Genomic DNA, 25,152 nt, shown 5'->3' with positions numbered 1-25,152 from the left:
GTCGACCACGTGGAGTGGTCGCGATACCCAAGTGTACGCGGTGTCCCGGGTCACCAGCGCCCGGGACACCGCCAACGCATACCGCTACGCGGCGGTGGCCGCGGCCAGCATCAGCACCGCGCCCACCAGCAGGTAGGCCAGCGGCGTACGCAGCCAGACCCGCGGGCCCTGGAACTGCACCGCGGTGGCCGCGCCCGTGGTCAGGGCGTACAGGCCGAGCGCGAGGAACGGGAAGGCGGTCATCGCCAGCAGCGGGGCCAGCGCCAGACCGGCCTGGGTCTTGAACAGGCCCGCCAACAGCGGGCGCACCATCAGCAACTCGCCGAGCCCGGCAAGTGCCCAGAACGCCACCAGCAGCGCCGGCCGCTTGCTGCGGTACAGCCCGTCGGACTCGGCCACCGAACGGCGCACCGCGGCCGCGTCGACGGTCGAGGTCGGCTGCTGGATCGGGTTCGGCTGCTGGATCGGGTCCGGGTGGCCCGTCGGCGGGCCCGCGAGCGCGGGCGGCGACACCGGTCCGCGCTCACGCGGGCTGCGGGGGGCGAAGTCGATGTCGGGCATCGGCTCGGCCGGCCGGCGGCTCGGCGGCGGCGCGAAATCGGAGTCCGGCGGCGGCATGGGCGCGCCCGACCGCGACCCGCGCGGGGCGAAATCCGGGTCGGCGGGCGGCAGCGCCTGCCCGGAGCGCTGCCCGCGGGGGGCGAAGTCCGGGTCGGCCGGGGCCTGGTACCGGTCACCGCCACGGTCCCAGTCACGGTCGTCGCGGCCGCCACCGGGACCGGGGCCGGCGCTCAGATCGGCCAGCGAGGCGTAGCGGCTGTCGCCGGAACGGGGTGCCGGCACCCGGGACTCCCCGTCGAAGTCGTATGCGTACTGGTCCGGTGCGCGCCGGTCGTCCCGGCCGCCGCGCTGCTGCTCGCGAAAAGGGCTCGGCCAGTCGGCGAAGTCGTCATGTCCGTCCACGGCCGCCCACCGTAGAGCAGATTTCATCTTCGCGCCAACGAGCCGCCGCTTTAACAGATCAACCACATGATCAGGCGTATATCCACAAGCACCCCACCATCCACAGCCGACCCCCTTGCCGCCGTGGCCATCCGGCCCGTCCACGGGTTGGCTCGGCGCTCATGACGAAGGTGACACAGGCCCTCGGCGCCTGGGGAGAACGCCTGGCCGCGGCCCATCTGCTGGCCGCGGGCATGGTGCTGCTCGACCGGAACTGGCGCGGCGCCGCCGGGGAGATCGACATCGTTGCGCGCGACGGCGACACGGTGGTGTTCTGCGAGGTGAAGACCCGCCGCGGTGCGACATACGGCACACCCGCCGAGGCGGTCGCCCGAGCCAAGGTCCGGCGGCTGCGGCAACTGGCGGCGCAGTGGCTGGCCGTCAGCGGCGTGCGCCCCGCCGAGGTCCGTTTCGACGTGGTCGGCGTGTACGCCCGGCACGGGGCCGACCCGGTCGTCGACCACATCCGCGGCGCATTCTGATGAGCGAGCGCAGCGAGCGAACCGGCAGCCACGGAGCTCATCGGGATCCGCAGCGAAGCGGAGGTTCGCGATGAGCTATGCGATGGTGCTGTGCGCGGCCCTGGAAGGGGTCACCGGGCAGCTCGTGCGGGTCGAGGCCGACCTGGCGGCGGGACTGCCGGTGATGGTGCTGACGGGCCTGCCCGACACCGCGCTCAACGAGGCCCGCGAGCGGGTGCGCGCGGCCGTCGTCAACTCCGGTGAGCCGTGGCCGCAGCGCCGCATCTCCGTCAACCTCGATCCCGCGGACTTGCGCAAACGGGGATCTGCCTTCGATCTCCCCATCGCCTTGGCGGTGCTCGGCGGCACGGGCACCCTCCCCCTGGCCGGGCTCGACGACGTGGTGGTGCTGGGCGAGCTGGGGCTGGACGGCTCGGTGCGGCCGGTGCGCGGGGTGCTGCCGATGGTGGCCGCCGCCGCACGCCAGGGCATCGCCAGAGCGATCGTGCCGGTCGGCAACGCCGCCGAGGCGGCGCTCGTGCCCGGGATGCGGGTGCTGGCCGCGGACCGGCTGGGCCGGGTGATCGGCTTCCTGCGGGGCGAGTGCGCCCTGATCGAGCCGCCGGACGCGCTGCCCCAGGCTGGTGGGCCGGAGCCGGACCTGGCCGACGTCGCAGGCCAGGAGACGGGCCGGCTCGGCCTGGAGGTCGCCGCCGCGGGCGGGCACCACCTGGCGCTGTTCGGTCCGCCGGGCGCGGGTAAGACCATGCTGGCGCAGCGTCTGCCGTCGCTGCTGCCGCTGCTGGACGACGCGGCCTCGCTGGAGGTCACCGCGCTGCACTCGATCGCCGGGGCGCTCGCGCCGGGCGAGCCGCTGCTGCGCCGGCCGCCGTACCAGGCTCCTCATCACACCGCGTCGGTGCCGGCGCTGGTGGGTGGCGGCAGCGGGCTGGCCCGGCCGGGCGCGCTGTCGCTGGCCCACCGGGGTGTGCTGTTCCTCGACGAGGCTCCCGAGTTCGCGCGGCAGGCGCTGGACACGCTGCGCCAGCCGTTGGAGGACGGGGTCGTGACGCTGGGCCGCTCGCGCGGGGTGGTGGTGTACCCGGCGCAGGTGCAGGTGGTGCTGGCGGCCAACCCGTGCCCGTGCGCCCGGCCGACCGGCGACGCCGCGTGCGCCTGCACGCCGCAGGTGCGGCGACGCTACCTGGGACGCATCTCCGGGCCGCTGCTGGACCGCATCGACATCCAGCTGGAGCTGCCGCCGCTGAAGGCGGCCCATCTGTTCACCGACGCGACGACGCGCGAGTCGTCGCAGGTGGTGGCCGGGCGGGTGGCCGTGGCGCGGGACACCGCCGCCGCGCGCTGGGCCGAGCTGGGCGCGCGGTGCAACGGCGAGGTGCCCGGCACCGTGCTGCGGCAGCGCCGCTGGCGGCTGCCCGACGACGTGACCCAGGAGCTGCGCCGGCGGCTGGACACCGGAGCAATGTCCGCCCGCGGCCACGACAAGGTGCTGCGCCTCGCCTGGACGCTCGGCGACCTGGCGGGCCTGGACCGGCCCGGCAAAGCCGAGATCAACATCGCCCTTTCCCTGCGTGACGGAGGCAAGCCGTGAACATCGTCGACATCCCCACCGACTCCGCCGACGAGCAGTCGGTCGGCGACGCCCGCCTGGTGCTCGGCAGCCTGGTCGAGCCGGGCAGCCGCCGCCTGCACGAGCTGGTCGCCGCGTACGGGCCGGTCGAGGCGCTGGACCGGCTAGCCGCGGGCCACGAGAGCGGGCCGCTGGCCGAGGCGGCGGCGCTGCGCCTGCATGGCCGAGCGCCCGCGGAGTTCGCCGCCCGGTTGCGGGAGCGCGCCGACCGGCTGGGCGTACGGGTGGTCACGCCCGAGTCCGGCGAGTGGCCGTCCCGGCTGGCCGAGCTGCGGCACATCAGCGTCGACGGCCCGAACCCGGTCGACCGTGACACGTATCCGCCGCAGTGCCTGTGGCTGCGCGGGCCGCACCGGCTCGACGACGCGGTCGAGCGTTCCGTGTCCATGGTCGGGGCCCGCGCCAACACCCTCTACGGCCAGTACGCGGCGACCGAGCTGGGCTACGGGCTGGCCGACCGGGGCTGGACGGTGGTGTCCGGCGGCGCGTACGGCATCGACGCGATCGCGCACCGGGCCGCGCTGTCCGCGGGCGGGCTCACCGTGGCGGTGCTGGCCTGCGGCGTGGACCGGCCGTACCCGCTGAGCAACACGGCGCTGTTCGACCAGATCGCCGAGGAGGGTCTGCTCATCAGCGAGTGGCCGCCGGGCACCGCGCCGTTCAAATTGCGCTTCCTGGTGCGCAACCGGGTCATCGCCGCGCTGTCGCGGGGCACCTTGCTGGTGGAGGCGGCCGCGCGCAGCGGGGCACGGCAGACCCTGCGCCGGGCACGTCAACTGCGCCGGGCCGCGATGGCGGTGCCGGGGCCGATCACCTCGCAGGCGTCCGTCGGCTGCCACGAGGAGCTGCGCCGCGAGCCGCACGAGCCGGTGCGGCTGATCGCCACGGTGGAGCAGGTGCTGGAGGAGGTCGGCGGGATCGGCGAGCTGGCCCCCGTGCCCCGCGGCGCGTCCCGGCCGACCGACGCGCTGGAGCCGGTGGAGCAGCAGCTCGTGGACGCGGTGCCGCGGCGCGGCGGGGCCTACGCCGAGCAGATCGCCGCCGACGCCGGGGTGTCGCTGCGCGCCGCGCTGGCAGTGCTGCCGTCCCTGGCCCTGCGTGGCCATCTGCGCGAGCACGGCGGTGGTTACGCCAGGCCCCTGCCGGCCCGGCACAAGCCCTAGACTCCGGGTACATGATCGGTGATCCCCCGGCCCCGCTGGACGGCGCCCGCGACCTGTTCGCGCTCGACCCGGCGGTCGCGCACCTCAATCACGGCTCGTTCGGCGCGGTCCCCGTGCCCGTGCGCGCGGCCCGGCAACGGTTGATCGACGAGCATGACGCCAATCCCACCCGCTTCGTCACCGCAGGCCTGTGGGAGCGGGTGGCCGCGGCGCGCGGCGCCTCGGCCGCGTTCTGCGGGGCGGACCCTGCGGGCAGCGCGTTCGTCGCGAACGCGACCACCGGCACCGCGCTGGTGCTGGCGGCGGTCGCGGCGGGTGAGGGCGACGAGATCGTGGTCACCGACCACGGCTACCACGCCGTCGAGCTGGCCGTCGACGACCAGCACCGGCGGCGCGGGGTACGCGTGGTGACCGCGCCGGTCGAGTTGGGCGCGTCCGAGGCCGACACCGTCGCCGCGGTGCTGGACCGGGTCGGCCCGCGCACCCGGCTCGTGATCGTCGACCAGGTGTCCTCCGCCACCGCGCAGCGGCACCCGGTGCACACGATCGCCGCCGCGCTGCGCGAGCAGGGGGTGCCGCTGCTGGTCGACGGCGCGCACGCGCCCGGCATGCTGGACCGCCCGGTGGCGGGCCTGACCGCGGACTTCTGGGTGGGCAACCTGCACAAGTGGGCGTTCGCGCCGCCGGGTACGGCGCTGCTCCAGGTCGCCCCGGACTGGCGGGACCGGATGGTGCCGCTGGTGGTGTCGCACTCCCAGCCCGACGGCTACCCGCTGTTCCTGGAGCAGCAGGGCACCCTGGACCACAGCCCCTGGCTCGCCGCGCCGGCCGGGCTGGCCCTGTTCGACCGGTTCGGCTTCGAGGCGATCCAGCGGCACAACGTCGCGCTCGCCGCGTACGGCCAGCGGGTGATCGGGCAGGCCCTGGGCCTGGACCCGGCAACGCTGCCCGACCCCGGCCCGGAGGTGCCGATGCGGCTGCTCCCGCTGCCCGCGGGAGCGGTCCGCGACATCACCGAAACGGCCGCGCTGCGCACCCGGATCAGCGTCGAACTCGGGGTCGAGCCCAATGTCATGTGGTGGCGCGATCACGCCTTCCTCCGCATCAGCGCCCAGATCTACAACACCGCCGCCGACTACGACCGCCTCGCCGCAGGCCTCCCCGCCCTCCTCCGCCACTGACCCGCCGCGCAGCCGCCCGCGGCGCTCGCGGGTCGCTTGCGCCGCCAAGATCGCCGTTTGTGGTCAAAACCTCGGGTCCAACCGCAGGTTTTGACCACAAATAGCGATCTTGAGGCCGCTCCGGCCGCATCTCCGGACCTCAGGCGGCTCCGGCCGCATCTCCGGACTCGCGCGGGCCGGGTCGGCGGCGCTTCAGGGCACGGCGCGCAGGGTGGCCCAGGCGGGGCCGGCGGGTCGGGGTTCGGCGGCCGGTGCGGGGTGAGGCGCCGCCGGGCAGCAGGCGGACGCGGGCCAGCCCGAGCACGGCCAGCGGGTCGAGGTAGACCGCGCCTCGCCGCAGCCCCCAGTGCAGGCACGCGGAGGCGGCGCAGCCGGGATGCCCGGCGGTCAGCAACCCGAGCACGGTCCCTGCGGCAACCATGTCACCGGCGGAGACCAGCGGTTCCACGGGTTCGTAGGTGGTGCGCAGGCCGCTCGGATGGTCGACGCTGACGACGCCGCGTCCGGCGAGCACGCCCGCGTAGACGACGGTCCCGCCGCCCGCGGCCAGCACCGGCATGCCCGGTGACGCCGCCAGGTCGACGCCGCGATGGCCCGGCAGCCACGGCTGCGGCGGGGGGTCGAATCGGCGGACCAGGTGCGGCGTGCCGGCCAGCGGCCACCGCCACCCGGCCGCAGCCCGCAGCCTGGTCGCCAGGCTCGGGTGCGTCAGGTTCAGGTACGCGGCGCTCTGTGCGGCGAGAACGCCAGCTGCCGACGGAGACTGTGCGGCAGGGACCGGCAGGGAGACGCTGATGATCAGCAGGAGCGCCGCGGCGGGCGCGAGGTGCTTTGTCACGGCGGCAGCGTGCCCGACGGCGGCCCAGCCTCGCGACGGACGCCGGGGCACACCTGTGGACAACCGGGCGGTTGTGGACAACCACCCGATCACCTGCCCGTTGTGCTAGGGCGAGACGGTCAGAATCCGCCCTCGGTGGGCAGCGAGATGTCGGGCTTCTCGAGCTCCTCGACGTTGACGTCCTTGAAGGTCATCACTCGGACATTCTTCACGAACCGGGCGGGACGGTACATGTCCCAGACCCAGGCATCGTGCATCTCGACCTCGAAGTAGACCTCTCCGTCGGAGTTGCGCACGTGCAGGTCAACCTGGTTGGCCAGGTAGAACCGACGCTCCGTCTCCACCACGTAGGAGAATTGGCGCACGATGTCGCGATACTCCCGGTAGAGCTGCAGCTCCATGTCGGTCTCGTACTTCTCGAGATCCTCTGCGCTCATCGTTCGCCCTCCTGCGGCCCACATCCTGCCGATGAACCGTACCGCGCCGCGCCCAGCGGCGCGCGTTTAGCCACGGAGGCCGGTCGACGCCGTCAGCTCGGCCACCCCGCGTTGCCCGTTTCGACCCCGCTCGGCCCGTGCCACGTTCTGGTACGAACGGCGGTGCACCGGGCTTGGCCCGTGCTCCTCCAGCGCCGCCTGGTGCTCGGCGGTGCTGTACCCCTTGTGCAGCGCGAAGCCGTACTGTGGATACACCATATCGAGCTGTGTCATGATCCGGTCGCGCGACACCTTCGCCAGCACGCTGGCGGCGGCGACACAGGCCGCGACCTGGTCGCCCTTCCACACCGCGAGATTCGGCACGCCGAGGCCGTCCACGGGGAAGCCGTCGGTCAGCACGTACGCCGGGCGGGTCGTCAGCGCGGCCAGCGCCCGCCGCATCGCGGCCACGTTGCACACGTGCAGCCCGCGCGCGTCGATCTCGTCGGGCCCGATGACCACCACCGCGTACGCCACCGCGGTCGCCTGCACGATGTCGAAGTACCGGTCGCGGGTCGCCGCGGTGAGCAGCTTCGAATCGGTCAGGCCCTCGATCTCGGCGCGCTTGGCGTCGGGCAGCACCACCGCCGCGGCCACCAGCGGCCCCGCACAGGCGCCACGGCCCGCCTCGTCGGCTCCGGCCACCACCGCGAAGCCACGGCGCTGCAGCGCGCGCTCCAGGGCGTAGACGCCGCCGTCCACGCGCAGCACCGGGCGCGACGGGCTCAGCACCGGCCGACCCCCGCGCCGTCGAGCACCGCGACCAGATCGGCCGGGTAGATCATCTCAGCGGTGTCGCGCAGCTCCGGCACGCCCCACCAGTGATGGCCGTGCACCCATTGGCGCTCGACCTCGTCGAAGCCGCTGGTGTCGACGTGCCAGGCCGGCACCCGTACCAGATAGAAGTCCTGCTCCTGGCGGTAGGCGACGCCGTCGAACGAGAACAGCGCGACCTCCGAGTGCACCGCGGGGCCAAGCTCGGCCAGGGGCACGGCCAGGCCCGTCTCCTCGTACAGCTCGCGGGCCGCCGCCTGCGCGGTCGTCTCGCCGTCGTCGAGGCCGCCGCCGGGGGTGAACCAGTACTGCACGCCGGGGTTGCGGGGGTCGCTGCCGCGGAACAGCAGCACGCGTCCGGCGGCGTCCACCAACAGCACCCGTCCGGCCCGCCTCGACCGGCGCTCCACCTGCATGAGATGCAGCCTAATTCGTGCGGCCGCCCCGGCACACGCCGGGCGCGGCAGCCTCACGCGGCCGGCGGCGACCCCGGCACGGCGTCGAAGGTCTCCGGCACGGTCAGCCAGGTGGCCCGGTCGAACGGCCAGAACAGCACGAAGGCCCGCCCGACCAGCGCCTCGATCGGGATCGTCGCCTGCATGATGTCCTGGTTGTGGCCGTTGTAGTTGGCCAGCGAGTCGGCGGACGCCTCGCGGTGGTCGCCCATCACCCACACCCGGCCGGGGGGCACGGTGATGTCGAACTTCTGCGGAGCCATCTTGTTGCCCGGGAAGACGTACGGCTCGTCCAGCGGCTGGCCGTTGACCGTGATCCGGCCCTGCGCGTCGCAGCAGACCACGTGGTCGCCGGGCACCCCGATGATCCGCTTGATGAAGTCCTCCTGCTCGACCGAGCTGCGCCAGGTCAGCGGGGCCTCGAAGACGACGATCTCGCCCCGCGCCGGCTCGCCGAACTCGAAGGCGAGCTTGTTGACCAGCACCCGGTTGTCGACGAGCAGCGTCTGCTCCATCGAGCCGGTGGGGATCCAGAAGGTCTGCACCACGAACTGCCGCACCAGCAGGGCGACGACGAGGGCCACCACCAGCAGGACCGGCAGTTCTTTCCAGAAGGATCCCCGGCCGCCGCGCGGCTTCTTCTTCTCGTCGTCGATCATGCGCGGAGCCTACGCGGCGTACGCGCCGCCGGTGGACCCCGGCTCGCCGAGTGTCAGCCTCCGGACGTCGGCTCCGGCACACCCGCGAACGTGTCCGGCACGGTCAGCCAGGTGGTCCGGCTGAACGGCCAGAACAGCACGAAAGCGCGCCCGATCACGGAGTCCAGCGGGATCGTGGCCTCCTCGATGTTCTGGCCGTGGTTGTTGTAGTTGGCCAGCGAGTCGCCGGAGGCCTCACGATGGTCGCCCATCACCCACAGCCGGCCCTCGGGGATGGTGACGTCGAACTCCTCGGGCGCCATCTTGTTGCCCGGGTAGACGTACGGCTCGTCGAGCGGGTGGCCGTTGACCTGGATGCGGCCCTGCGGGTCGCAGCACACGACACGGTCACCGGGCACGCCGATCACCCGCTTGATGTAATCCTCGTGCTCCGGGGTGTTCCGCCAGCTTTCGGGTGACACGAACACGATGATCTCGCCGCGCTCGGGCGTGCGGAAATCGTAGACGAGCTTGTTGACCAGCACCCGGTCGTCGAGGTCCAGGGTGTGCTCCATCGACCCCGAGGGGATGAAGAACGTCTGCACCACGAACTGCCGCACCAGGAATGCCACGATGATGGCCACACCCAGCAGGATCGGCAGCTCGCGCCAGAACGACCCTTTGCTGCTTTTGGTCTGCTCGTCAATCACGCACGGAGCCTACGCGGCGAAACTGAAAACGACGATCACCCGAGCTGTGTTGCCCCGCCGCGTGTAAGCCTGCGGCGTACCACCACCGCGCCGAGCAGCAGCGGCAGCGCCAGCGAGGCCGACGCGCCGGAATCCGGCGCGGCGGCGCCCGTGGCCAGATCGGCGTCCGGCACCCTGTCGAAGACCTCCTGGTGGGCCACCGAACCCCAGCGGCTGAACGGCAGCGCGACCACCATCGCCTTGCCGATGACGTCGTCGATCGGCACCTGGCCCTGGCAGCGCGAATCCTGCGACACCAGGCGGTGGTCACCCATCACGAACAGCATGCCGGGCTCGACGATGACCTCGTCGAAGTCACGGGAGTTGCAGGACTTGTCGCCCGCCTCGCCGCGCGGTGAGTTGCGGATCACGTACGGCTCGTCGATCGGGACGCCGTTGACGTAGATCCGACCGTCGACGTCGCAACAGGACACCCGGTCACCCGGCAGCCCGATGACCCGCTTGATGAAGTCCTTCTCCCCCGGCTGGCTGATGCCGACGAGGTCGCCGACGGTGCGGCCGAGCTTGGAGAAGAAGCCCGCGTCCGGGTCCGCGCCGTTCTCCGGTGCCCAGTTGTCGGGGCCCTTGAAGACGATGACCTCACCGCGGGTGGGGTCGCGGAACTCGTACACCACCTTGTTGACCAGGACGCGGTCACCGACCAGCAGGGTGTCCTCCATCGACCCGGAGGGGATGTAGAACGCCTGCATCAGGAAGGTGCGGATCAGCACCGCCAGGCAGAACGCCACCACCAGCAGCAGCGGGAGCTCCTGCCACAGCGGCATGCCCTTGCGGCCACGGCCACGACCACGGCGGCGGCGCTTCTTCCACTGCTCGCCCGTTATCCCGTCGTCGTGCCTGCTGCTGGGGAGGAGTGCCACAACTGCCGCCGCTCGTGAAGTTCGCCACTACGTGATGTCGGCCGCAAGCCTAGAAGAAGAGAGAACTTTTCGGGAGTCCCGTTCAGCCAGTGATACGAGCTTTAACAAACCGGCGGGTATACGAAACGGGCGGCGCCCCCGAAGGGGTCACCGCCCGTGCTCGTCGAGTACGCGGTCTCAGGCGACCTTGGCCTCGCGCAGCTCCTTGATCTTCGCCTTCTTGCCGCGAAGGTCGCGCAGGTAGTAGAGCTTGGCGCGGCGCACGGCACCACGGGTGACGACCTCGACCCGGTCGATGGCGGGCCCGTGGAGCGGGTAGGTGCGCTCGACACCCACGCCGAAGCTCAGCTTGCGGACCGTGAAGGTCTCGCGCAGGCCCGAGCCCTGGCGGCGGATGACGACGCCCTGGAAGACCTGCACACGGGACCGGTTGCCCTCGACGACCCGGGCGTGCACCTTGACGGTGTCACCGCCCCGGAACAGGGGAAGGTCGGTCCGCAGGGAGGCGGCGTCAAGTGCGTCCAGCGTGTTCATCGCTGCATCCTTGAATCTCAGCGCATCGGCTGCCGATGCGCGTGTGGGCGATACTGACCCAGGCGCGGGCCGCCCTGCGGCGGTGTCGGCTTGAGTCCTCGTCGTCGCGCACGGCGTGCCCGACAGACGGCATACGTCACCGTCCGCGGACGGCAACCCCTCTACTCTGCCACATCGACCTGGCGGGCCGGAAATCCGGCCCCGTCGAGTAGAGCGAGGTCACGCTTGTCCAGCGCGGCCGGGTCCAGCGCGGCCAGCAGGTCCGGCCGGCGGGCGGCGGTGCGCAGCAGTGCCTGGTCACGCCGCCAGCGGGCGATCTTCCCGTGGTCGCCGGAGCGCAGGATGTCGGGCACCTCGTGCCCGCGCCACGACTGCGGCTTGGTGTAGACCGGCGTCTCCAGCAGCCCGTGCGCGTGCGACTCGTCGGCCAGCGACTCGGCGTTGCCGAGCACCCCCGGGATCAGCCGGGTGATCGCCTCCAGCATCACCAGCACCGCGACCTCGCCGCCGAAGAGCACGTAGTCGCCCAGCGACACCTCGCTGACCGGCATCCGCTGCGCGGCATGGTCCAGCACCCGCTGGTCGATGCCCTCGTAGCGGCCGCACGCGAAGACCAGGTGCGCCTCGCCCGCCAGCTCGTACGCGGTGGCCTGGGTGAAGGGCGCGCCTGCGGGCGAGGGCACCACCAGCCGCGCGGGCGTGCCCTGCGGCACCAGCTCGTCCAGGGCCTGGCCCCACGGCTCGGGCCGCATCACCATGCCCGGCCCGCCGCCGTACGGGGTGTCGTCCACGGTGCGGTGCACGTCGTGCGTCCAGCCGCGCAGATCGTGCAGGCGCAGGTCGAGAACCCCGGTGGTACGCGCCTTGCCGATGAGCGACAGCTCCAGCGGGGCGAAGTACTCGGGGAAGATGGTGACGACGTCGACGCGTATGCCCGTCACAGGTCGAACAGCCCGCCGGGCGGGTCGACGACGATCCGGCCGCCGGGCACGTCAACCTCGGGCACGATGCGGCTGACGAACGGGATGAGGCCGGTCCGGCCGTCGGGCATGCGTACCACCAGCAGGTCCGACGCGGGCGCGTGGTCGATGCGGACGACCTTGCCCAGCGGCTCGCCGCCGACGGTGACCACGTCGAGCCCGACCAGCTGGTGGTCGAGGAACTCGTCCGGGTCCTCCGGCGCGGGGACTTCGGCGGAGTCGACGTTGAGTACCGCGCTCTTGGCCAGCTCGGCCGTGTTGCGGTCGGTGATCTCCGCGAAGGTGACGATCAGCTCGCCCGAGTGCGGGCGCGCCTCCTCCACCGTGAGTTTGCCCGGCAGTCCCGCCACGGTGGGCTCGACGATCAACGTCGAGCCCACCGCGAAGCGCAACGCGGGCTCGTCAGTGCGCGGATGCACCAGGACTTCGCCCCGGATGCCGTGCGCGCGCATGACATGTCCGACGATCAGAAGCATGTGACTGCTGATCCGCCGTCAGAACGCGTCGACGATGTCGACACGGATGCCCTTGCCGCCGACCGAGCCGACCACCTGGCGCAGGGCCCGTGCGGTGCGACCACCACGGCCGATGACCGTGCCGAGGTCCTCGGGGTGAACCCGGACCTCCAGCCGCGGCCCGCGGCGGTTGTCGACCAGACGCACCCGGACGTCGTCCGGGTGGTCCACGATGCCCTTGACGAGGTGCTCCAGCGCGGGCCGGAGCGCGGCGTCAGCTCTGCTGCTCGTCGCCGGCCGCAACAGTCTGCTCCTCAGCCTTGGCCTCGACCGGCTCGACGGCCGCCGGCTTCTCCGCCTTCGCGGCCTTCTTGGCCGGGGCGGCCTTGGCGGGCTCGAGGCCCGCGGCAGCCTGGGCGGCAGCCTCGTAGGTCGCCTTGCGGTCGGCCTTCGGCGCAGCCACCAGCAGCGGCGGCGGGGCCGGCAGGCCCTTGAACTTCTGCCAGTCGCCGGTCTTGGAGAGGATGGCGATCACGGACTCGCTCGGCTGCGCGCCGACCGACAGCCAGTGCTGCACCCGGTCCGACTTGACCTCGATGACCGAAGGGTCTTCCTTCGGCTGGTAGATACCGACGTACTCGATCGCCTTGCCGTCGCGCTTGGTACGCGAGTCGGCGATGACGATGCGGTACTGCGGGTTGCGGATCTTGCCCATCCGCAGAAGCCGGATACGAACGGCCACGGTTTTACACTCCTGTGGGATTGAGGTGAGCGCCATCGCCCTGCGTGGGGTTGCCGGGCTCCGTTGCTCGAGACATCGCCGCGCCCCGGAAGTTAGAGGGCAGCCGGAAACGCACCGAATATCAGCTAGTCATTGTGCCAGACGGAACGGGACGGATCGCACGCGGGCGGTCCCAACCCGCTGTGCGCCGCGGCACCGGCCAGGCGGGATCGGGACGGAAATCACACCAGGTCCCGTCGAACGGGAACCGCCCCGCCTCGGCGATCTCGACGAGCCGAGCGCCGTCGGCCCGGATCCGGGCCGCCCCGGCCTCGTCCCAGTAGTCCGCGTGACCGGTCTTCGCGGCAAGCTCGGCCTCGTCCTTCCAGCGCCAGCTCAGGTCGGGCTCGACCAGCACGTCGAGGGCGTTGTCGGCGAAGTCGACCCCGCACACGTCCCCGTCGCGCCAGCGGACGAACGGCTCCTCCAGGTTGCCGTACCAGCTGCCGAACTTCCCGTGCGGAAAGAACCACCACACCGACCACGGCTCGCCCGGCCGCTGCCACATCAGCAGGTCGTTGCCGGCCCAGACCAGCGGGCGCAGGACCGCGTCCGGGCCCAGCTCGTCGAGGGTGCCGTCGTGGTGACTGCGGCCGTCCTCGGTCAGGATCCGCCAGTAGGTCGTCCCGGCGGGCAGCCACAGCAGCAGCCCGCGCTCGCCGTCCTCGACCACCGTGGTCGCCTGGAGGAAAGTGATGCGCCCGCCCCGCCAGCAGCGCCGCAGGACGGTCTGCCCCGTCTCGAAGTACATGCCCCGCGACGCTACCGACCCGGCGGCGCCCGCGCGGTCCCGCCGGCCGTCCGCGGCCAGAGCATGATCGCTGTTTCGTGCCAAGATCTGCGGTCGCACCTCACTTTTCGACACGAGACAGCGATCAAGCCCGCGTGACCGCGACCAAGCCCGCGTGACGGCGACCAAGCCGGGGTGACGGCCGTCAAGCCCGCACGGCAGCGATCAGCGCCGCACGCGGGGCCGGTCCCAGCCCTGCGGGACCTCGGCGGGCACCGTCCAGGCCGGGTCGGGCTGGAAGTCGCACCAGGTGCCGTCGAACGGGAACGCGCCCGCCTCGATCAGCTTCACCACCCGCTCGCCCTCGGCCCGCACCGCCTCGCCGTCGGCCACCCAGTAGTGCAGCGGGTACGCCAGGCGCTCGGTGAACTCCTCCTCGTCCTTCCAGCGCCAGGCCCGGTCCGGCGTGACCACGATGTCGAGGTCCTGGTCCACGATGTCGACGCCGGCGACGGGACCGTCGTCCCAGCGCACCCCGGACTCCTCCAGGTTGACGTACCACCGGGTGAACCGGCCGTCCTCGTCGCGGAAGAACCACACCGAGTGGTCCTCGCCGCGCGGCAGCCACTTGAGCAGGCTCGGCCCCGACCAGGTGACCTCCCAGAGCTTCGTCTCCGTCTCGATCCACTCCGAGAACGGCATCGCCCGCAGGCCGCGCCGGTCGACGGCGAGCCGGTCCAGCATCGGGGCGCCGCGGGGCACCCACAGCAGCAGGCCCTGATCGTCGTCGGCGGCGACCACAGCGGTCTTGAGCAGGCCGATCCGGTGGCCGTGGAAGTGGCGGTGCAGGATCACCCGTCCGGGTTCGAAGCGCATGTGCCAACCCTAGCGAAGAACTTGATTGACCAAGTCGTACGACACTAGAGTCGATCCGACGCCACAGCACCACAGCACCATCCCGGCCGCTTATGGGAGAGCGGAAACGGGCGGCTCGCACCGGACGACCGGACCGGATTGGGAGTGCAGCCGCTCCTGAGTAGTCCCATTGCCGTCACACTCAGGAGGACGTGGGAATGTCGATTCCCGTCGAACAGCACCGGCACGCCGAACACCAGCGCATCCACAAGATCGATGAGGATGCGACCACGGTCATCGTGCAGGTCGGCGAAATTGCGGAGACCCAGCGCAAGCACACCGCGATGCTTGAGCGGCACACCGTGTACCACCAGCAGCACCGGTCCGACCTGACCGGGCTGCGGCGCGACCTGGAGGACACCCGCGCCGAGATGCACACACGCTTCTCGGCACTGGACGACGACGTCGCCGGCCTGAAGACCGACGTCGCCGTGCTGAAGACCGACGTGTCGCTGATCAAGGACACGCTCGGGGTGATCCTGTCGCGGCTGCCTGAGCAACCGGCCGCGTGAGATGACGAAAGCGGCCACCGGAGCCTGCCGGCGGCCGCTTTCGTGGCATTCAGGTCAGTAGGAGCGGGCCAGGATCGCGGTCAGGTCGGGCTCGTCCTGCGAGGCCGGGACCGAGCCGTCGGCCCGGAACAGGCAGCGCACCGTGATGGCGCGCTCGTTGGCCAGCGCCTCACCGTCGACACCGACCGCGGACCACGGCACCCGGGCCCAGCCGGTACCCGCCGCTTCCAGGGCCTCGTCCAGGGTGGACACCTCGACGGTGTTCGCCTCACGGCGGGCCAGCGCCTCGTCGTACAGCGCCTTCTGGTCGGCCTCCAGCGCAGCGGTGACAGCGCCGACGGCCTCGCCGAGCTGCAGCGGGGTCTTCGAGCCGTCGAAGCGGCGCACCAGCACGACCCGGCCCTCGGCCAGGTCGCGCGGGCCGACCTCGACCCGGACCGGGTAGCCCTTCAGCTCGGCGTCCACGGCGCGGCGGCCGAACGGGGTGTCGACCCGGTCGTCCAGCTTCACCCGGACTCCGGCCGCGGCCAGGTCCTCGACCAGCGTGCGAGCGGCCGAGGTGATGCTGCCGTCGGTCTCCTTGACCACGGTCACCAGCGCCTGGATCGGCGCGAGCGCCGGCGGGACGCGCATGCCGCTGTCGTCGCCGTGGCACATGATCAGACCGCCGAGCATGCGGGTCGAGGTGCCCCAGGACGTGGTCCAGGCGTGCTCGCGGGTGCCCGCCTGCGACGAGTACGCGATGTCGAAGGCCTTGGCGAAGTTCTGGCCGAGCTCGTGCGAGGTGCCCATCTGCAGCGCCTTGCCGTCGCCCATCATCGCCTCCAGCGTGTACGTGCTGGTGGCTCCCGCGAAGCGCTCACGGTTGGTCTTGCGGCCCAGCACCACCGGGATGGCGAGCAGCTCACGCATGTGGCGCTCGTACACCTCGTGGTGGATCTTCAGGGTGTATGCCTTGGCGTCGGCCTCGGTGGCGTGGGCGGTGTGCCCCTCCTGCCACAGGAACTCCGACGTGCGCAGGAAGATCCGCGGGCGCATCTCCCAGCGGACCACGTTGGCCCACTGGTTGAGCAGCAGCGGCAGGTCCCGGTAGGAGTCGACCCACTTGGCCATGAACTCGCCGATGACCGTCTCGCTGGTCGGGCGCACCACGACCGGCTCGGCCAGCTGCTTGCCACCGCCGTGGGTGACCACCGCAAGCTCGGGCGAGAAGCCCTCGACGTGCTCGGCCTCGCGCTTGAGGTAGCTCTCCGGGATGAACAGCGGGAAGTACGCGTTCTCCGCGCCTGCCGCCTTGATCCGGGAGTCCATGTCGGCCTGCATCCGCTCCCAGATGGCATACGCCGTCGGTCGGATGACCATGGTGCCCCGGACCGGGCCGTTGTCGGCCAGCTGAGCCTTGGAGATCAGGTCCTGATACCAGCGGGGAAAGTCTTCCGCCCGGGGAGTGAGCACACGCGCCATAGCGGGTCATCCTACTGACCCGTGCCGCGCCCGCTCCCCGCAGCCCGCCCGTGTCCCGCCCCACCACGCCACGCCGCGCCCGCCCGAAGTGCTCATGATCGCCCGACTTGCCTGGCACATGGTCGTGAGCGGGCTCAAGATACGCACACATGCCAGGCAAGTCCGACGATCATGAACGTCGTCGCCGCGCGACCTCCCGGCCACGCGGCGCGGGGACCACGCGCGGCGGGTTGGCCCGGCAGGGTGGCGCGGGAGCGGGGTGAGCCGGTCAGCGGATGACGCGGCCGCGCAGGACGATGCGCTGCGGGGCGAGCAGAGTGCGCAGGTCGCGACGGGGGTCGTCGGTGTACACGACGAGGTCGGCCAGACCGCCCTCGGTCAGGCCGGGGAAGCCCAGCCAGTCGCGGGCCCGCCAGGAACCGGCGGCGAGCACGTCGGACGCGGACATGCCGGCCGCGTGCAGGCGCAGCATCTCCTGTGCGGCGAGGCCGTGCGCGATGCCGCCGCCCGCGTCGGAGCCGACGTAGATCGGCACCCCGGCCTCGTGCGCCGCGGACACCACGGCCGGAAACCGGTCCCGCAGCGCGAGCATGTGCTTGGCGTACCCCGGGAACTTCGCCTCGGCCCGCTCCGCGATGTGCCCGAACGTCTCAATGTTGATCATCGTGGGTACCAGCGCGGTGCCCCGGCGGGCCATCTCGTCGAGCAGGTCGACCGACAGGCCGGTGCCGTGCTCGACGCAGTCGATGCCCGCGCGCACCAGCGTCGCGACGCTCGACTCCTCGAAGCAGTGGGCGGTGATACGCGCCCCCGCCGCGTGCGCCGCGGCCACCGCCGCGGTGAGCGTGGCCTCGTCCCAGGCCGGCGCGAGGTCCCCGCGGTCGCGGTCGATCCAGTCGCCGACCAGTTTCACCCAGCCCGTGCCCGCGGCCGCCTGCCGGGTCACCTCCGCGACCACCCGGTCTGCGGGCACCTCGACCCCGATCTCGGGCAGGTACCGGCGCGGCGGCGCGACATGCCGGCCGGCGCGGGCCAGTCGCGGCACGTCGCGGTCGTCGTCCAGCTCGGCGTACGGCAACGGCGAGCCCGCGTCCCGGATCGCCAGCACCCCGGCGTCCCGGTCCACCACGGCCAACTCCCGAGCCTGCGCCAGGCTGGTCACCGGGGCGCCGCCGGGCGCGATGCCGATGTGGCAGTGCGCGTCCACCAGGCCCGGCAGGATGTACCCGCCGTCGGAGACCGTCTGCGCCCCGGGCACCGGGGTAAGCGTCACCCGGTCGCCGACCAGCCACAGGTCCCGTACCTTGTCGTCGGGGAGCACCAAGCCCCGCACATGCAGCGCCGTCGCCATGCTGGCACTGTCCCACACGACTGGATCACCGCGACTACCGTGTGCGCCATGTCGCCTCTCCCTCGGTTCTGGCCTGCTGTCGTGGGCTTCGGGCTCTGCGGGTTCGCCATGCGACTCGGCCGGACCATCGCGATGGATCAGGTGGTCGAGGCAGAGAACCTCCCCTTCGCCGTGCTCGCGATCACCGCCGTGGCATCGACGCTCCTCGCCTTCTTCGTGCCGATCGGTGGATATCTGCTGACCGCCGTGGTCAAGCGCCCATACCTGGCCACCTTCACCGCGACCGGGGACTCGTTCGTCGCGCCGACGTCCCCCGCTTTCGGATTGATCGTGGTGCTGGTTTGCTCCTGGGCAGGCGCAAATGACTCCGTCGCCCGGTTGCTCGGCGCGGGACAGCGGGCCGCGTCCGGCTCGGACCTCACTGTCGGGGGTGGCCTCCTGGCCTCCTGCATGGCCTTGGGCCTGTGGGTGATCCTGCGCGGACCGTCGGTCACCCTGACTCCGGCGGGGATCGAATTCCGCACCTGGTGGCGTACCGGCCGATTGGCCTGGACGAAGCGGGCCGTCGACGCGACGACGGCAACGGCGACGGCGGACGCTGTGCCGGCACGGCACCCGGCCGGCGGCGAGCCCCGGCGGCTGCGCAGCGCCAAGGCGGTGGTGCACGTCTCCGGGCCATTCCTGAGCGGGGCGATCAAGTACTACGACGAGCACCCCGAGCACCGCGCCACCATCGGCACCGAGGCCGAGTTGCATCGCCTGCGCCAGGCGCTCGCGACGGCGGACGCGAAGCCGGTCGTCGTATGAGAGCCGCGCTGGGCGCGCTGTCGCGACGGGCCTGGGTTCCGGGTTCTGCCCTGCCGGCTCGTCGGCGATCTCGCCAGTTGTCACCCGGAAGAGGTCGTGACCGACGGATCGAGCACGATGGCTTGCCTTGTTCGAACATGTGTTCGATAATGGATGCAGGCGCGGGGCGTCGACACAGCTGAGTGATGGCAGTCAGCAACTGTGTCGGCGCCTCCCCGACTGCATGCATCGATCCCATGCAGACGAAGATCGCCACCTCAGGCCGGCGTCGGGGGGTGACCGGTTGCGGACCCTGAGGTGGCGATCTTCAAAAACCGCGTGGGCTACGGGACCTTACTTGTCCTTGTCCTTGTCGCCCTTCATGAGCTTGCCGAAGTCGAGCTTCGGGGCCTTGAACGGGCTGCCGCCACCCATCCCCATCTGCTGCTCCAGCGCCGCCGGGTCCATGCCCGGGGGCAGTTGCGGCATGCCGCCGCCCATGCCGGGCAGACCGGCCGGGAAGCCGCCGCGCGGGCCGCCGCCGCTCTTGGTGCCCTTGCGCTTGTTCTTAGGCGACTTGGTCGCCTTGCGGCGGCCTCCGCCGGGCAGGCCCATCATGCCGCCCATCTGCTTCATCATCTTCTGCGCCTGCTCGAAGCGGTTGAGCAGTTGGTTCACGTCGGTGACGGTGACCCCGGAGCCGCGGGCGATCCGAGCCCGGCGCGAGCCGTTGAGGATCTTCGGCGTGGTGCGCTCGCCCGGGGTCATCGAGCGGATGATCGCGGTGACCTTGTCGAAGTGGCTGTCGTCCAGCTCGGCCAGCTGGTCCTTCATCTGGCCCATGCCCGGCATCATGCCCAGCAGGTTCGCGATGGGACCCATCCGGCGTACGGCGATGAGCTGGTCCAGGAAGTCCTCCAGCGTGAACTGCTCGCCCCCGAGCAGCTTCGCCGCCATCTTCTCCTTCTGATCCTCGTCGAAGGCCTGCTCGGCCTGCTCGATGAGGGTCAGCACGTCGCCCATGCCGAGGATGCGGCTGGCCATCCGGTCGGGGTGGAAGACGTCGAAGTCCTCCAGCTTCTCGCCGGTCGACGCGAACAGGATCGGCTGGCCGGTGACCTCGCGTACGGACAGGGCCGCACCGCCGCGGGCGTCGCCGTCGAGCTTGGAGAGCACGACACCGGTGATGCCGACGCCGTCGCGGAACGCCTCCGCGGTGGCCACGGCGTCCTGGCCGACCATCGCGTCGATGACGAAGATGACCTCGTCGGGGTTGACCGCGTCGCGGATCGCGGCGGCCTGCGCCATCATCTCGGTGTCGATGCCGAGGCGGCCGGCGGTGTCGACGATCACGATGTCGCGCATGTGGCGGCGCGCGTGCTCGATCGAGTCCTTGGCGACCTGCACCGGGTCGCCGGTGCCGTTGCCGGGCTCCGGCGCGTACACCTCGACGCCCGCGCGCTGGCCGAGCACCTGCAGCTGGTTGACGGCGTTGGGGCGCTGGAGGTCGCAGGCGACCAGCAGCGGCTGGTTGCCCTGGGCCTTGAGCCAGCGGGCGAGCTTGCCGGCCAGGGTGGTCTTACCGGAACCCTGCAGACCGGCCAGCATGATCACCGTGGGCGGCTGCTTGGCGAACTGGAGCCGCCGCGCCTCTCCCCCGAGGACCGCCACCAGCTCCTCGTGCACGATCTTGATGATCTGCTGGGCCGGGTTGAGCGCCTGCGAGACCTGCGCGCCGCGCGCCCGTTCCTTGAGCCGGAAGATGAAGGCCTTCACCACCGGCAGGGCGACATCCGCCTCCAGCAGCGCCAGCCGGATCTCCCGGGCGGTGGCGTCCACGTCGGCGTCGGTGAGCCGGCCCTTGCTCCGCAGCTTGGAGAAGATGCCGGAGAGCCGGTCGCTCAGGGTGTCAAACACAGCGCAACATCCCCAATGGTCGAGTTCGTCTGAATGAGCGGCCACAGGCAGCCCTGGTAAGGGTAGCCGCTGCCCTCACCGCCCGATCCCACTGCCGTCCAGTCCCCGCCTACCCACCGCACCAACCCGCCGAACCGCCCCACCCGCGCCACGTCGACCCGCGCCACCGCGCCTTCCCCCGCCGCCCCGGCCGCGCGCCGCCCCGCCGCGCCGTCGCCGTCAGCGCGATCGGACCTCCAAGATCGCCGTTTCCGGTCAAAACCTGTGGTCCAACCGCAGATCGTGACCGGAAACAGCGATCTTGACGCGCGAACCCGGCCCGGCTCGACCGGATTCGCGCCGGGCGGGACACGGGCGGGACGGGGGTGGCGGTTGGTCAGGCGGCGACGAGGACGGCGGCTTCGACGGCGTCGCGGTCGACGTCTCCGACCAGGTAGAAGGCGTCGACGACGTCGGCGCCGAGGGTGGAGACCCGGGCGGTGCGGACGTCGACGCCGAGTTCGGCCAGCGCCGAGGTGACCCGGAAGAGCAGGCCGGGTGAGTCCGTGGCGCGCAGTTCCAGCAGCGTCGCCCCGGTGGCCTCGCCCCAGATCACCCGCGGCTCGGCCCCGGCGGCCGGCTTGCGACTGCCCGCGCTGCCCAGGCGGCGCGGCAGCGGCAACTGGTCCAGCCCGACCCGGCGCAGGTCCGCCGCGAGCAGCTCCCGGTCGGGCGGGGCGCCGTACCGGTTGTTGACGGCGCATTCGATGATGGCCCGCTCGCCCATGGTGGACGTGCCCGCGGCGACGATCTCCAGCTTGTGCGTGGCCAGGCAGCCGGCGACCGCGGCGAGCAGGCCGACCCGGTCGTGCGCGGCCAGCGCCACCCAGTCGTCGGCGACCTGCACCACCGGCAGCGGCCCGGCCAGCAGCGCCGGGTCCGGCGGGGTGGGTTCGGGCAGCTGGCCGCCGCCGAGCACCTTGTGTACCCGTAGGCACAGGTCGTCGATGAGCTTGGACTTCCACGCCGACCAGGCGGCCGGACCGGTGGCCTGGGCGTCGGCGCGCGCGAGCATCTGCAGCAGTTCGAGGGTGCCGGTGTCCCCGACGAGCTTGGCGACGTAATTGATGGTCGCCGGGTCGTCGAGGTCGCGCCGGGTCGCGGTGTCGGGCAGCACCAGGTGGTATCGCACCAGCGTGGCGATGGTGTCCACGTCCGCGGACGGCAGGCCGATCGCGGTGGCGATCTCGCGGGCCAGCTCCGCGCCGACCTCGCTGTGGTCGCCGGGCAGGCCCTTGCCGACGTCGTGCAGCAGCGCGCCGAGCACCAGCAGGTCCGGCCGGGCCACCTCGCGCGACCAGGTGGCGGCGTTCGCGGCGGCCTGCACCAGGTGCCGGTCGAGGGTGAAGCGGTGTACCGGGTGGTGCTGCGGGGTGCCCCGCAGCCGGGTCCACTGTGGCAGCCAGGCCGAGGTGAGACCGAACCGGTCGCAGGCCTCCCAGGCCGTCACCAGGCCGGTGCCGGCGCCGAGCAGGGTCAGCAGGGCGGTACGGGCCGAGGCCGGCCACGGGGTCGGCAGCGGCGGGCAGAAGCGGGCCAGCCATTCCAGCGTGGCGCGGGCGATGGGCATCTGGTGCTGGGCCGCGGCGGCCGCCACGCGCAACGACAGCGACGGGTCGGGGTGCGGGCCGACGGCGGCGCGGGCCAGCACGATCTCGCCGTCCGCGGCGACCACGTCACGGGCGATCGGGCGGCGTACGGACACCGCCTCGCGGGCGCGCGGGTCGCCGTTGCGGATGCCGGCGGCGTGCCAGCGCTGCACTGAGCGCCACGCGTCGGTCAGCGACCAGGACACGGCGCGGGCGTCGAGCCCGATCCGGCGCAGCAGCGTGTCGCCGTCGGCCAGCCCGAGCAGCTCCGCCACCTGGAGGCGCTCCTGTGCCCGCAGCCGGTCGTTGCGCCGGCCGATGCTGACGTGCAGCGCGTCGCGCACATCGAGCAGGCGGGTGGCGGCGGCGCGCACCTGGGGCGGCAGCGCGTCGGCCACCCCGGCGACGCCGATGCCGCGCAGCACGCCGACGTCGCGCAGGCCGCCGGCGGCCTCCTTCACGTCGCCTTCGAGCAGGTATGCCAGCTCGCCGTGTGCCGCGTGGCGCTCCTCGACCAGTTCCCGCAGCCGCAGCAGCTGGCGGCGCGCGGTGCGCCGCCACTGGTCCACGGCGGCGCGGCTGAGCTGGGCGGACAGTGCCGGATCACCGGCGATGTGGCGGGCGTCGAGCAGCCCGAGGGCCACCTTGACGTCGTCGTGCGCCGCGTCGAGCGACTCGGCGACGGTGCGGGTGGAGTGGTCCAGGCCCATCCGGGCGTCCCAGATCGGATACCACAGCGACGCGGCCAGCTCGTCGACCCGCGGCACCCCGGCGTGCACCAGGATCAGGTCCAGGTCGCCGTGCGGGGTGCACTCGCGGCGGCCCAGCCCGCCGACGGCCACCAGGGCGACCCCGGTGACGCCGTCGGGCATCAGCCGCCGCAGCCAGGCGTCGAGCGCGTCGGCTCGGGCCAGGCGCGCGGCCGGGCCGATGGAGGACTGCTCGCGCAGGGCGAGCCGAGCGTAGTCGGGCCCGGGGCCCGCCGCGCTGTCCGATGCGGAAGCTACGACGTTCCCCGGGCCCATGTGGTCCTCTTTCAGGTTGTTGCGACTACTGCGTCAGAGCGCGTCGAGCCCGCGCTCGCCGGTGCGGACCCGGACCACCTCGGAAACCTCGGTGACCCAGACCTTTCCGTCCCCGATCTTGCCGGTCCGGGCGGCGGTGACGATGGAGTCGACGACCTTCTCCACGTCCAGCTCGTCCGTGACGACCTCGATCCGGATCTTCGGCAGGAACTCCACCGTGTACTCGGCACCCCGGTACACCTCGGTGTGGCCCTTCTGCCGGCCGTAACCCTGGACCTCGCTGACGGTCAGCCCGGCGACGCCCATGGCGTGCAGAGCCTCCTTCACCGCGTCCAACTGGTACGGCTTGATGACGGCGGTAACCAGCTTCATGCTCAACCCCTCCATCTGGGAACCTTAGCCGGACACCTTTTCGGTGGCCGGTGCCGTCTCGTCCACATCGGCCTTGGGAGCCTTCGGCGTGCCGATACCGGCCAGGGCGAACGCGCCGGCGGCGCTGCCACCGCCCGCCGAGGAGGAGAGCTCGTACGCGCTCTCCGCGTGCTCGGCCACGTCGATGCCCTCGACCTCGGCCTCGGGCTTGACCCGGAAGCCGATGGTCTTGTCGATGACGAACGCGAGCAGTGCCGCGACCACGAACGAGAAGACCGTCACGATGCCGCTGGCCAGCGCCTGCCGGCCGAGCTGGGTGACCCCGCCACCGTAGAACAGGCCGTCCTGGCCGCCCAGGGTGGTGATGAAGGAGTTCAGCTCGGTGCTGGCGAACAGACCGATGAACAGCGAGCCGATCCAGCCGCCGACGAAGTGCACGCCGACCACGTCGAGCGAGTCGTCGTAGCCGAACTTGTACTTCAGGCTGACCGCCAGCGCGCAGACCGCGCCGGCCACCAGGCCGAGCAGCACCGCGGGCAGGGTCGGGATGAAGCCACAGGCCGGGGTGATCGCGACCAGACCGGCGACCGCGCCGGAGGACGCGCCGACCAGGGTCGGCTTGCCGTCACGGAACCACTCGACGATGATCCAGCCGAGCAGACCGGCGGCCGTGGCCACCTGGGTGTTCAGGAACGCGACACCCGTGATGGCGTCGACGGTGAGCTCCGAGCCCGCGTTGAACCCGAACCAGCCGAACCACAGCAGACCGGCGCCCAGGGCGACGAACGGCACGTTGTGCGGCTTGAACTTGTCCTTCGGCCAGCCGATGCGCTTGCCGAGCACCAGGGCCACACCGAGTGCCGCGGCACCCGCGTTGATGTGGACCGCGGTGCCACCCGCGAAGTCGAGCGCGAAGATCTTGGCGCCGATGAAGCCGCCGCCCCAGACCCAGTGCGCGACCGGGATGTAGACCAGGGTGACCCAGCCGAAGGCGAAGACCAGCCAGCCGGCGAACTTCGCCCGGTCGGAGATCGCGCCGCTGATCAGGGCGACCGTGATGACGGCGAACATCATCTGGAAGATGGCGAACACGTAGGTCGGGATACCCGTCGACGCGCCGGCCAGGAACCAGATCTCGCCCGTCTTGTCGATCGGCATCCCCAGGTAGGTGGAGAAGTTACCGATGTACGCGTTCAGGTCCGCGTTTTCGTTCGTGCCGAACGCGGCCGTGAAGCCGTAGACGACCCAGATGATGGAGACGAGCCCGATCGAGGCGAAGCTCATGATCATCATGTTGAGGACGCCCTTGGCACGGTTCAGGCCGCCGTAGAACAGCGCCAGACCCGGAGTCATGAGCAGCACCAGAGCGGACGACACCAGCAGCCACGCTGTGTTACCGGTGTCGATCGTCGGTGGATCTTCGACGAGCAGCA

Annotated in this window: 27 protein-coding genes; 6 read left to right on the top strand and 21 right to left on the bottom strand. The window is 71.8% G+C overall.

Annotated elements, in window-relative coordinates:
- Positions 1-84: 84 nt before the first annotated feature.
- Entirely contained in the window at positions 85-963 is an 879-nt protein-coding gene (locus tag F6W97_RS20800; protein WP_155372114.1) for a hypothetical protein, read from the bottom strand.
- A gap of 161 nt (positions 964-1,124) precedes the next feature.
- On the opposite strand from F6W97_RS20800, the gene F6W97_RS20795 reads away from it, so the two are divergent.
- The 4 genes from F6W97_RS20795 (at position 1,125) to F6W97_RS20780 (ending at position 5,458) form a co-directional block, all read left to right on the top strand.
- Positions 1,125-1,484, top strand: a complete 360-nt coding sequence (locus F6W97_RS20795; RefSeq protein ID WP_155372113.1) for a YraN family protein — start codon at positions 1,125-1,127, stop codon at positions 1,482-1,484.
- A 70-nt stretch (positions 1,485-1,554) separates the two neighbouring features.
- Positions 1,555-3,075, top strand: a complete 1,521-nt coding sequence (locus F6W97_RS20790) for a YifB family Mg chelatase-like AAA ATPase (RefSeq protein ID WP_155372112.1) — start codon at positions 1,555-1,557, stop codon at positions 3,073-3,075.
- Positions 3,072-4,277: a DNA-processing protein DprA gene (gene dprA / locus F6W97_RS20785; RefSeq protein ID WP_155372111.1), complete on the top strand. Its 1,206-nt coding sequence runs from the start codon at positions 3,072-3,074 to the stop codon at positions 4,275-4,277. The genes F6W97_RS20790 and dprA overlap by 4 nt, the downstream gene beginning before the upstream one ends.
- 11 nt (positions 4,278-4,288) lie before the next feature.
- Positions 4,289-5,458 (top strand): aminotransferase class V-fold PLP-dependent enzyme, encoded by a 1,170-nt coding sequence (locus tag F6W97_RS20780; protein WP_155372110.1) that lies wholly within the window; start codon positions 4,289-4,291, stop codon positions 5,456-5,458.
- 139 nt (positions 5,459-5,597) lie between these two features.
- Here F6W97_RS20780 and F6W97_RS20775 read toward each other — a convergent pair whose 3' ends face one another.
- From F6W97_RS20775 to F6W97_RS20710, 14 genes are all read right to left on the bottom strand, one after another.
- Positions 5,598-6,347 (bottom strand): murein hydrolase activator EnvC family protein, encoded by a 750-nt coding sequence (locus tag F6W97_RS20775; RefSeq protein WP_155373001.1) that lies wholly within the window; start codon positions 6,345-6,347, stop codon positions 5,598-5,600.
- 68 nt (positions 6,348-6,415) lie between these two features.
- Positions 6,416-6,733: a DUF2469 domain-containing protein gene (locus tag F6W97_RS20770; protein ID WP_020523399.1), complete on the bottom strand. Its 318-nt coding sequence runs from the start codon at positions 6,731-6,733 to the stop codon at positions 6,416-6,418.
- 66 nt (positions 6,734-6,799) lie between these two features.
- Positions 6,800-7,504: a ribonuclease HII gene (locus F6W97_RS20765; RefSeq protein ID WP_155372109.1), complete on the bottom strand. Its 705-nt coding sequence runs from the start codon at positions 7,502-7,504 to the stop codon at positions 6,800-6,802.
- A complete protein-coding gene (locus tag F6W97_RS20760) occupies positions 7,498-7,962 on the bottom strand; it encodes an NUDIX hydrolase (RefSeq protein ID WP_155372108.1) in 465 nt (154 codons plus the stop codon). Before F6W97_RS20760 ends, F6W97_RS20765 begins: the two co-directional genes overlap by 7 nt.
- A 53-nt stretch (positions 7,963-8,015) precedes the next feature.
- Entirely contained in the window at positions 8,016-8,660 is a 645-nt protein-coding gene (gene lepB, locus F6W97_RS20755) for a signal peptidase I (RefSeq protein WP_155372107.1), read from the bottom strand.
- A 53-nt stretch (positions 8,661-8,713) separates the two neighbouring features.
- On the bottom strand, positions 8,714-9,349 hold the full coding sequence (gene lepB / locus F6W97_RS20750) for a signal peptidase I (protein WP_155372106.1): 636 nt from the start codon (positions 9,347-9,349) through the stop codon (positions 8,714-8,716).
- A 35-nt stretch (positions 9,350-9,384) separates the two neighbouring features.
- Entirely contained in the window at positions 9,385-10,233 is an 849-nt protein-coding gene (gene lepB / locus F6W97_RS20745; protein ID WP_407924602.1) for a signal peptidase I, read from the bottom strand.
- A gap of 213 nt (positions 10,234-10,446) precedes the next feature.
- Complete coding sequence (gene rplS, locus F6W97_RS20740) at positions 10,447-10,803, bottom strand: 50S ribosomal protein L19 (RefSeq protein WP_155372105.1); 357 nt, start codon at positions 10,801-10,803, stop codon at positions 10,447-10,449.
- Between the two features lie 161 nt (positions 10,804-10,964).
- Positions 10,965-11,735 carry a tRNA (guanosine(37)-N1)-methyltransferase TrmD gene (gene trmD / locus F6W97_RS20735; RefSeq protein WP_155372999.1) on the bottom strand — a complete coding sequence of 257 codons (771 nt, stop codon included), beginning with the start codon at positions 11,733-11,735 and terminating at the stop codon, positions 10,965-10,967.
- Positions 11,736-11,740: 5 nt separating this feature from the next.
- Complete coding sequence (gene rimM, locus F6W97_RS20730) at positions 11,741-12,259, bottom strand: ribosome maturation factor RimM (RefSeq protein ID WP_155372104.1); 519 nt, start codon at positions 12,257-12,259, stop codon at positions 11,741-11,743.
- Between the two features lie 18 nt (positions 12,260-12,277).
- The gene (locus F6W97_RS20725) at positions 12,278-12,541 is read right to left on the bottom strand and encodes an RNA-binding protein (protein WP_120318507.1); all 264 of its coding nucleotides are present in this window, start codon (positions 12,539-12,541) and stop codon (positions 12,278-12,280) included.
- Positions 12,513-12,980, bottom strand: coding sequence for a 30S ribosomal protein S16 (gene rpsP, locus F6W97_RS20720; RefSeq protein WP_155372103.1), 468 nt, complete (start codon positions 12,978-12,980; stop codon positions 12,513-12,515). Before rpsP ends, F6W97_RS20725 begins: the two co-directional genes overlap by 29 nt.
- 121 nt (positions 12,981-13,101) lie before the next feature.
- Positions 13,102-13,770, bottom strand: a complete 669-nt coding sequence (locus F6W97_RS20715; RefSeq protein ID WP_155372102.1) for a DUF402 domain-containing protein — start codon at positions 13,768-13,770, stop codon at positions 13,102-13,104.
- Positions 13,771-13,974: 204 nt separating this feature from the next.
- On the bottom strand, positions 13,975-14,625 hold the full coding sequence (locus F6W97_RS20710; RefSeq protein ID WP_155372101.1) for a ribonuclease FAU-1 family protein: 651 nt from the start codon (positions 14,623-14,625) through the stop codon (positions 13,975-13,977).
- Positions 14,626-14,822: 197 nt separating this feature from the next.
- Between F6W97_RS20710 and F6W97_RS20705 the strand changes: the two genes are divergently transcribed.
- On the top strand, positions 14,823-15,176 hold the full coding sequence (locus tag F6W97_RS20705; RefSeq protein ID WP_155372100.1) for a hypothetical protein: 354 nt from the start codon (positions 14,823-14,825) through the stop codon (positions 15,174-15,176).
- Positions 15,177-15,230: 54 nt separating this feature from the next.
- Here F6W97_RS20705 and proS read toward each other — a convergent pair whose 3' ends face one another.
- Positions 15,231-16,640, bottom strand: a complete 1,410-nt coding sequence (gene proS / locus F6W97_RS20700; protein ID WP_155372099.1) for a proline--tRNA ligase — start codon at positions 16,638-16,640, stop codon at positions 15,231-15,233.
- 268 nt (positions 16,641-16,908) lie between these two features.
- The gene (locus F6W97_RS20695; protein WP_155372098.1) at positions 16,909-17,991 is read right to left on the bottom strand and encodes an amidohydrolase family protein; all 1,083 of its coding nucleotides are present in this window, start codon (positions 17,989-17,991) and stop codon (positions 16,909-16,911) included.
- An 81-nt stretch (positions 17,992-18,072) separates the two neighbouring features.
- On the opposite strand from F6W97_RS20695, the gene F6W97_RS20690 reads away from it, so the two are divergent.
- On the top strand, positions 18,073-18,798 hold the full coding sequence (locus tag F6W97_RS20690; RefSeq protein WP_155372097.1) for a hypothetical protein: 726 nt from the start codon (positions 18,073-18,075) through the stop codon (positions 18,796-18,798).
- A 333-nt stretch (positions 18,799-19,131) separates the two neighbouring features.
- Here F6W97_RS20690 and ffh read toward each other — a convergent pair whose 3' ends face one another.
- The 4 genes from ffh to F6W97_RS20670 form a co-directional block, all read right to left on the bottom strand.
- On the bottom strand, positions 19,132-20,694 hold the full coding sequence (gene ffh, locus F6W97_RS20685) for a signal recognition particle protein (RefSeq protein WP_155372096.1): 1,563 nt from the start codon (positions 20,692-20,694) through the stop codon (positions 19,132-19,134).
- Between the two features lie 376 nt (positions 20,695-21,070).
- On the bottom strand, positions 21,071-23,347 hold the full coding sequence (locus tag F6W97_RS20680; RefSeq protein WP_155372095.1) for a [protein-PII] uridylyltransferase: 2,277 nt from the start codon (positions 23,345-23,347) through the stop codon (positions 21,071-21,073).
- A 33-nt stretch (positions 23,348-23,380) separates the two neighbouring features.
- Positions 23,381-23,719 carry a P-II family nitrogen regulator gene (locus F6W97_RS20675; protein ID WP_166386781.1) on the bottom strand — a complete coding sequence of 113 codons (339 nt, stop codon included), beginning with the start codon at positions 23,717-23,719 and terminating at the stop codon, positions 23,381-23,383.
- Between the two features lie 24 nt (positions 23,720-23,743).
- Entirely contained in the window at positions 23,744-25,072 is a 1,329-nt protein-coding gene (locus F6W97_RS20670) for an ammonium transporter (RefSeq protein ID WP_230686961.1), read from the bottom strand.
- Between the last annotated feature and the right edge of the window lie 80 nt (positions 25,073-25,152).

The organism is Catellatospora vulcania (assembly GCF_009720385.1).
GTDB classification, from domain to species: Bacteria; Actinomycetota; Actinomycetes; order Mycobacteriales; family Micromonosporaceae; genus Catellatospora; species Catellatospora vulcania.
The sequence above is the reverse complement of the archived record's forward strand: the minus strand, read 5'-3'. Positions and strand labels throughout refer to the sequence as shown.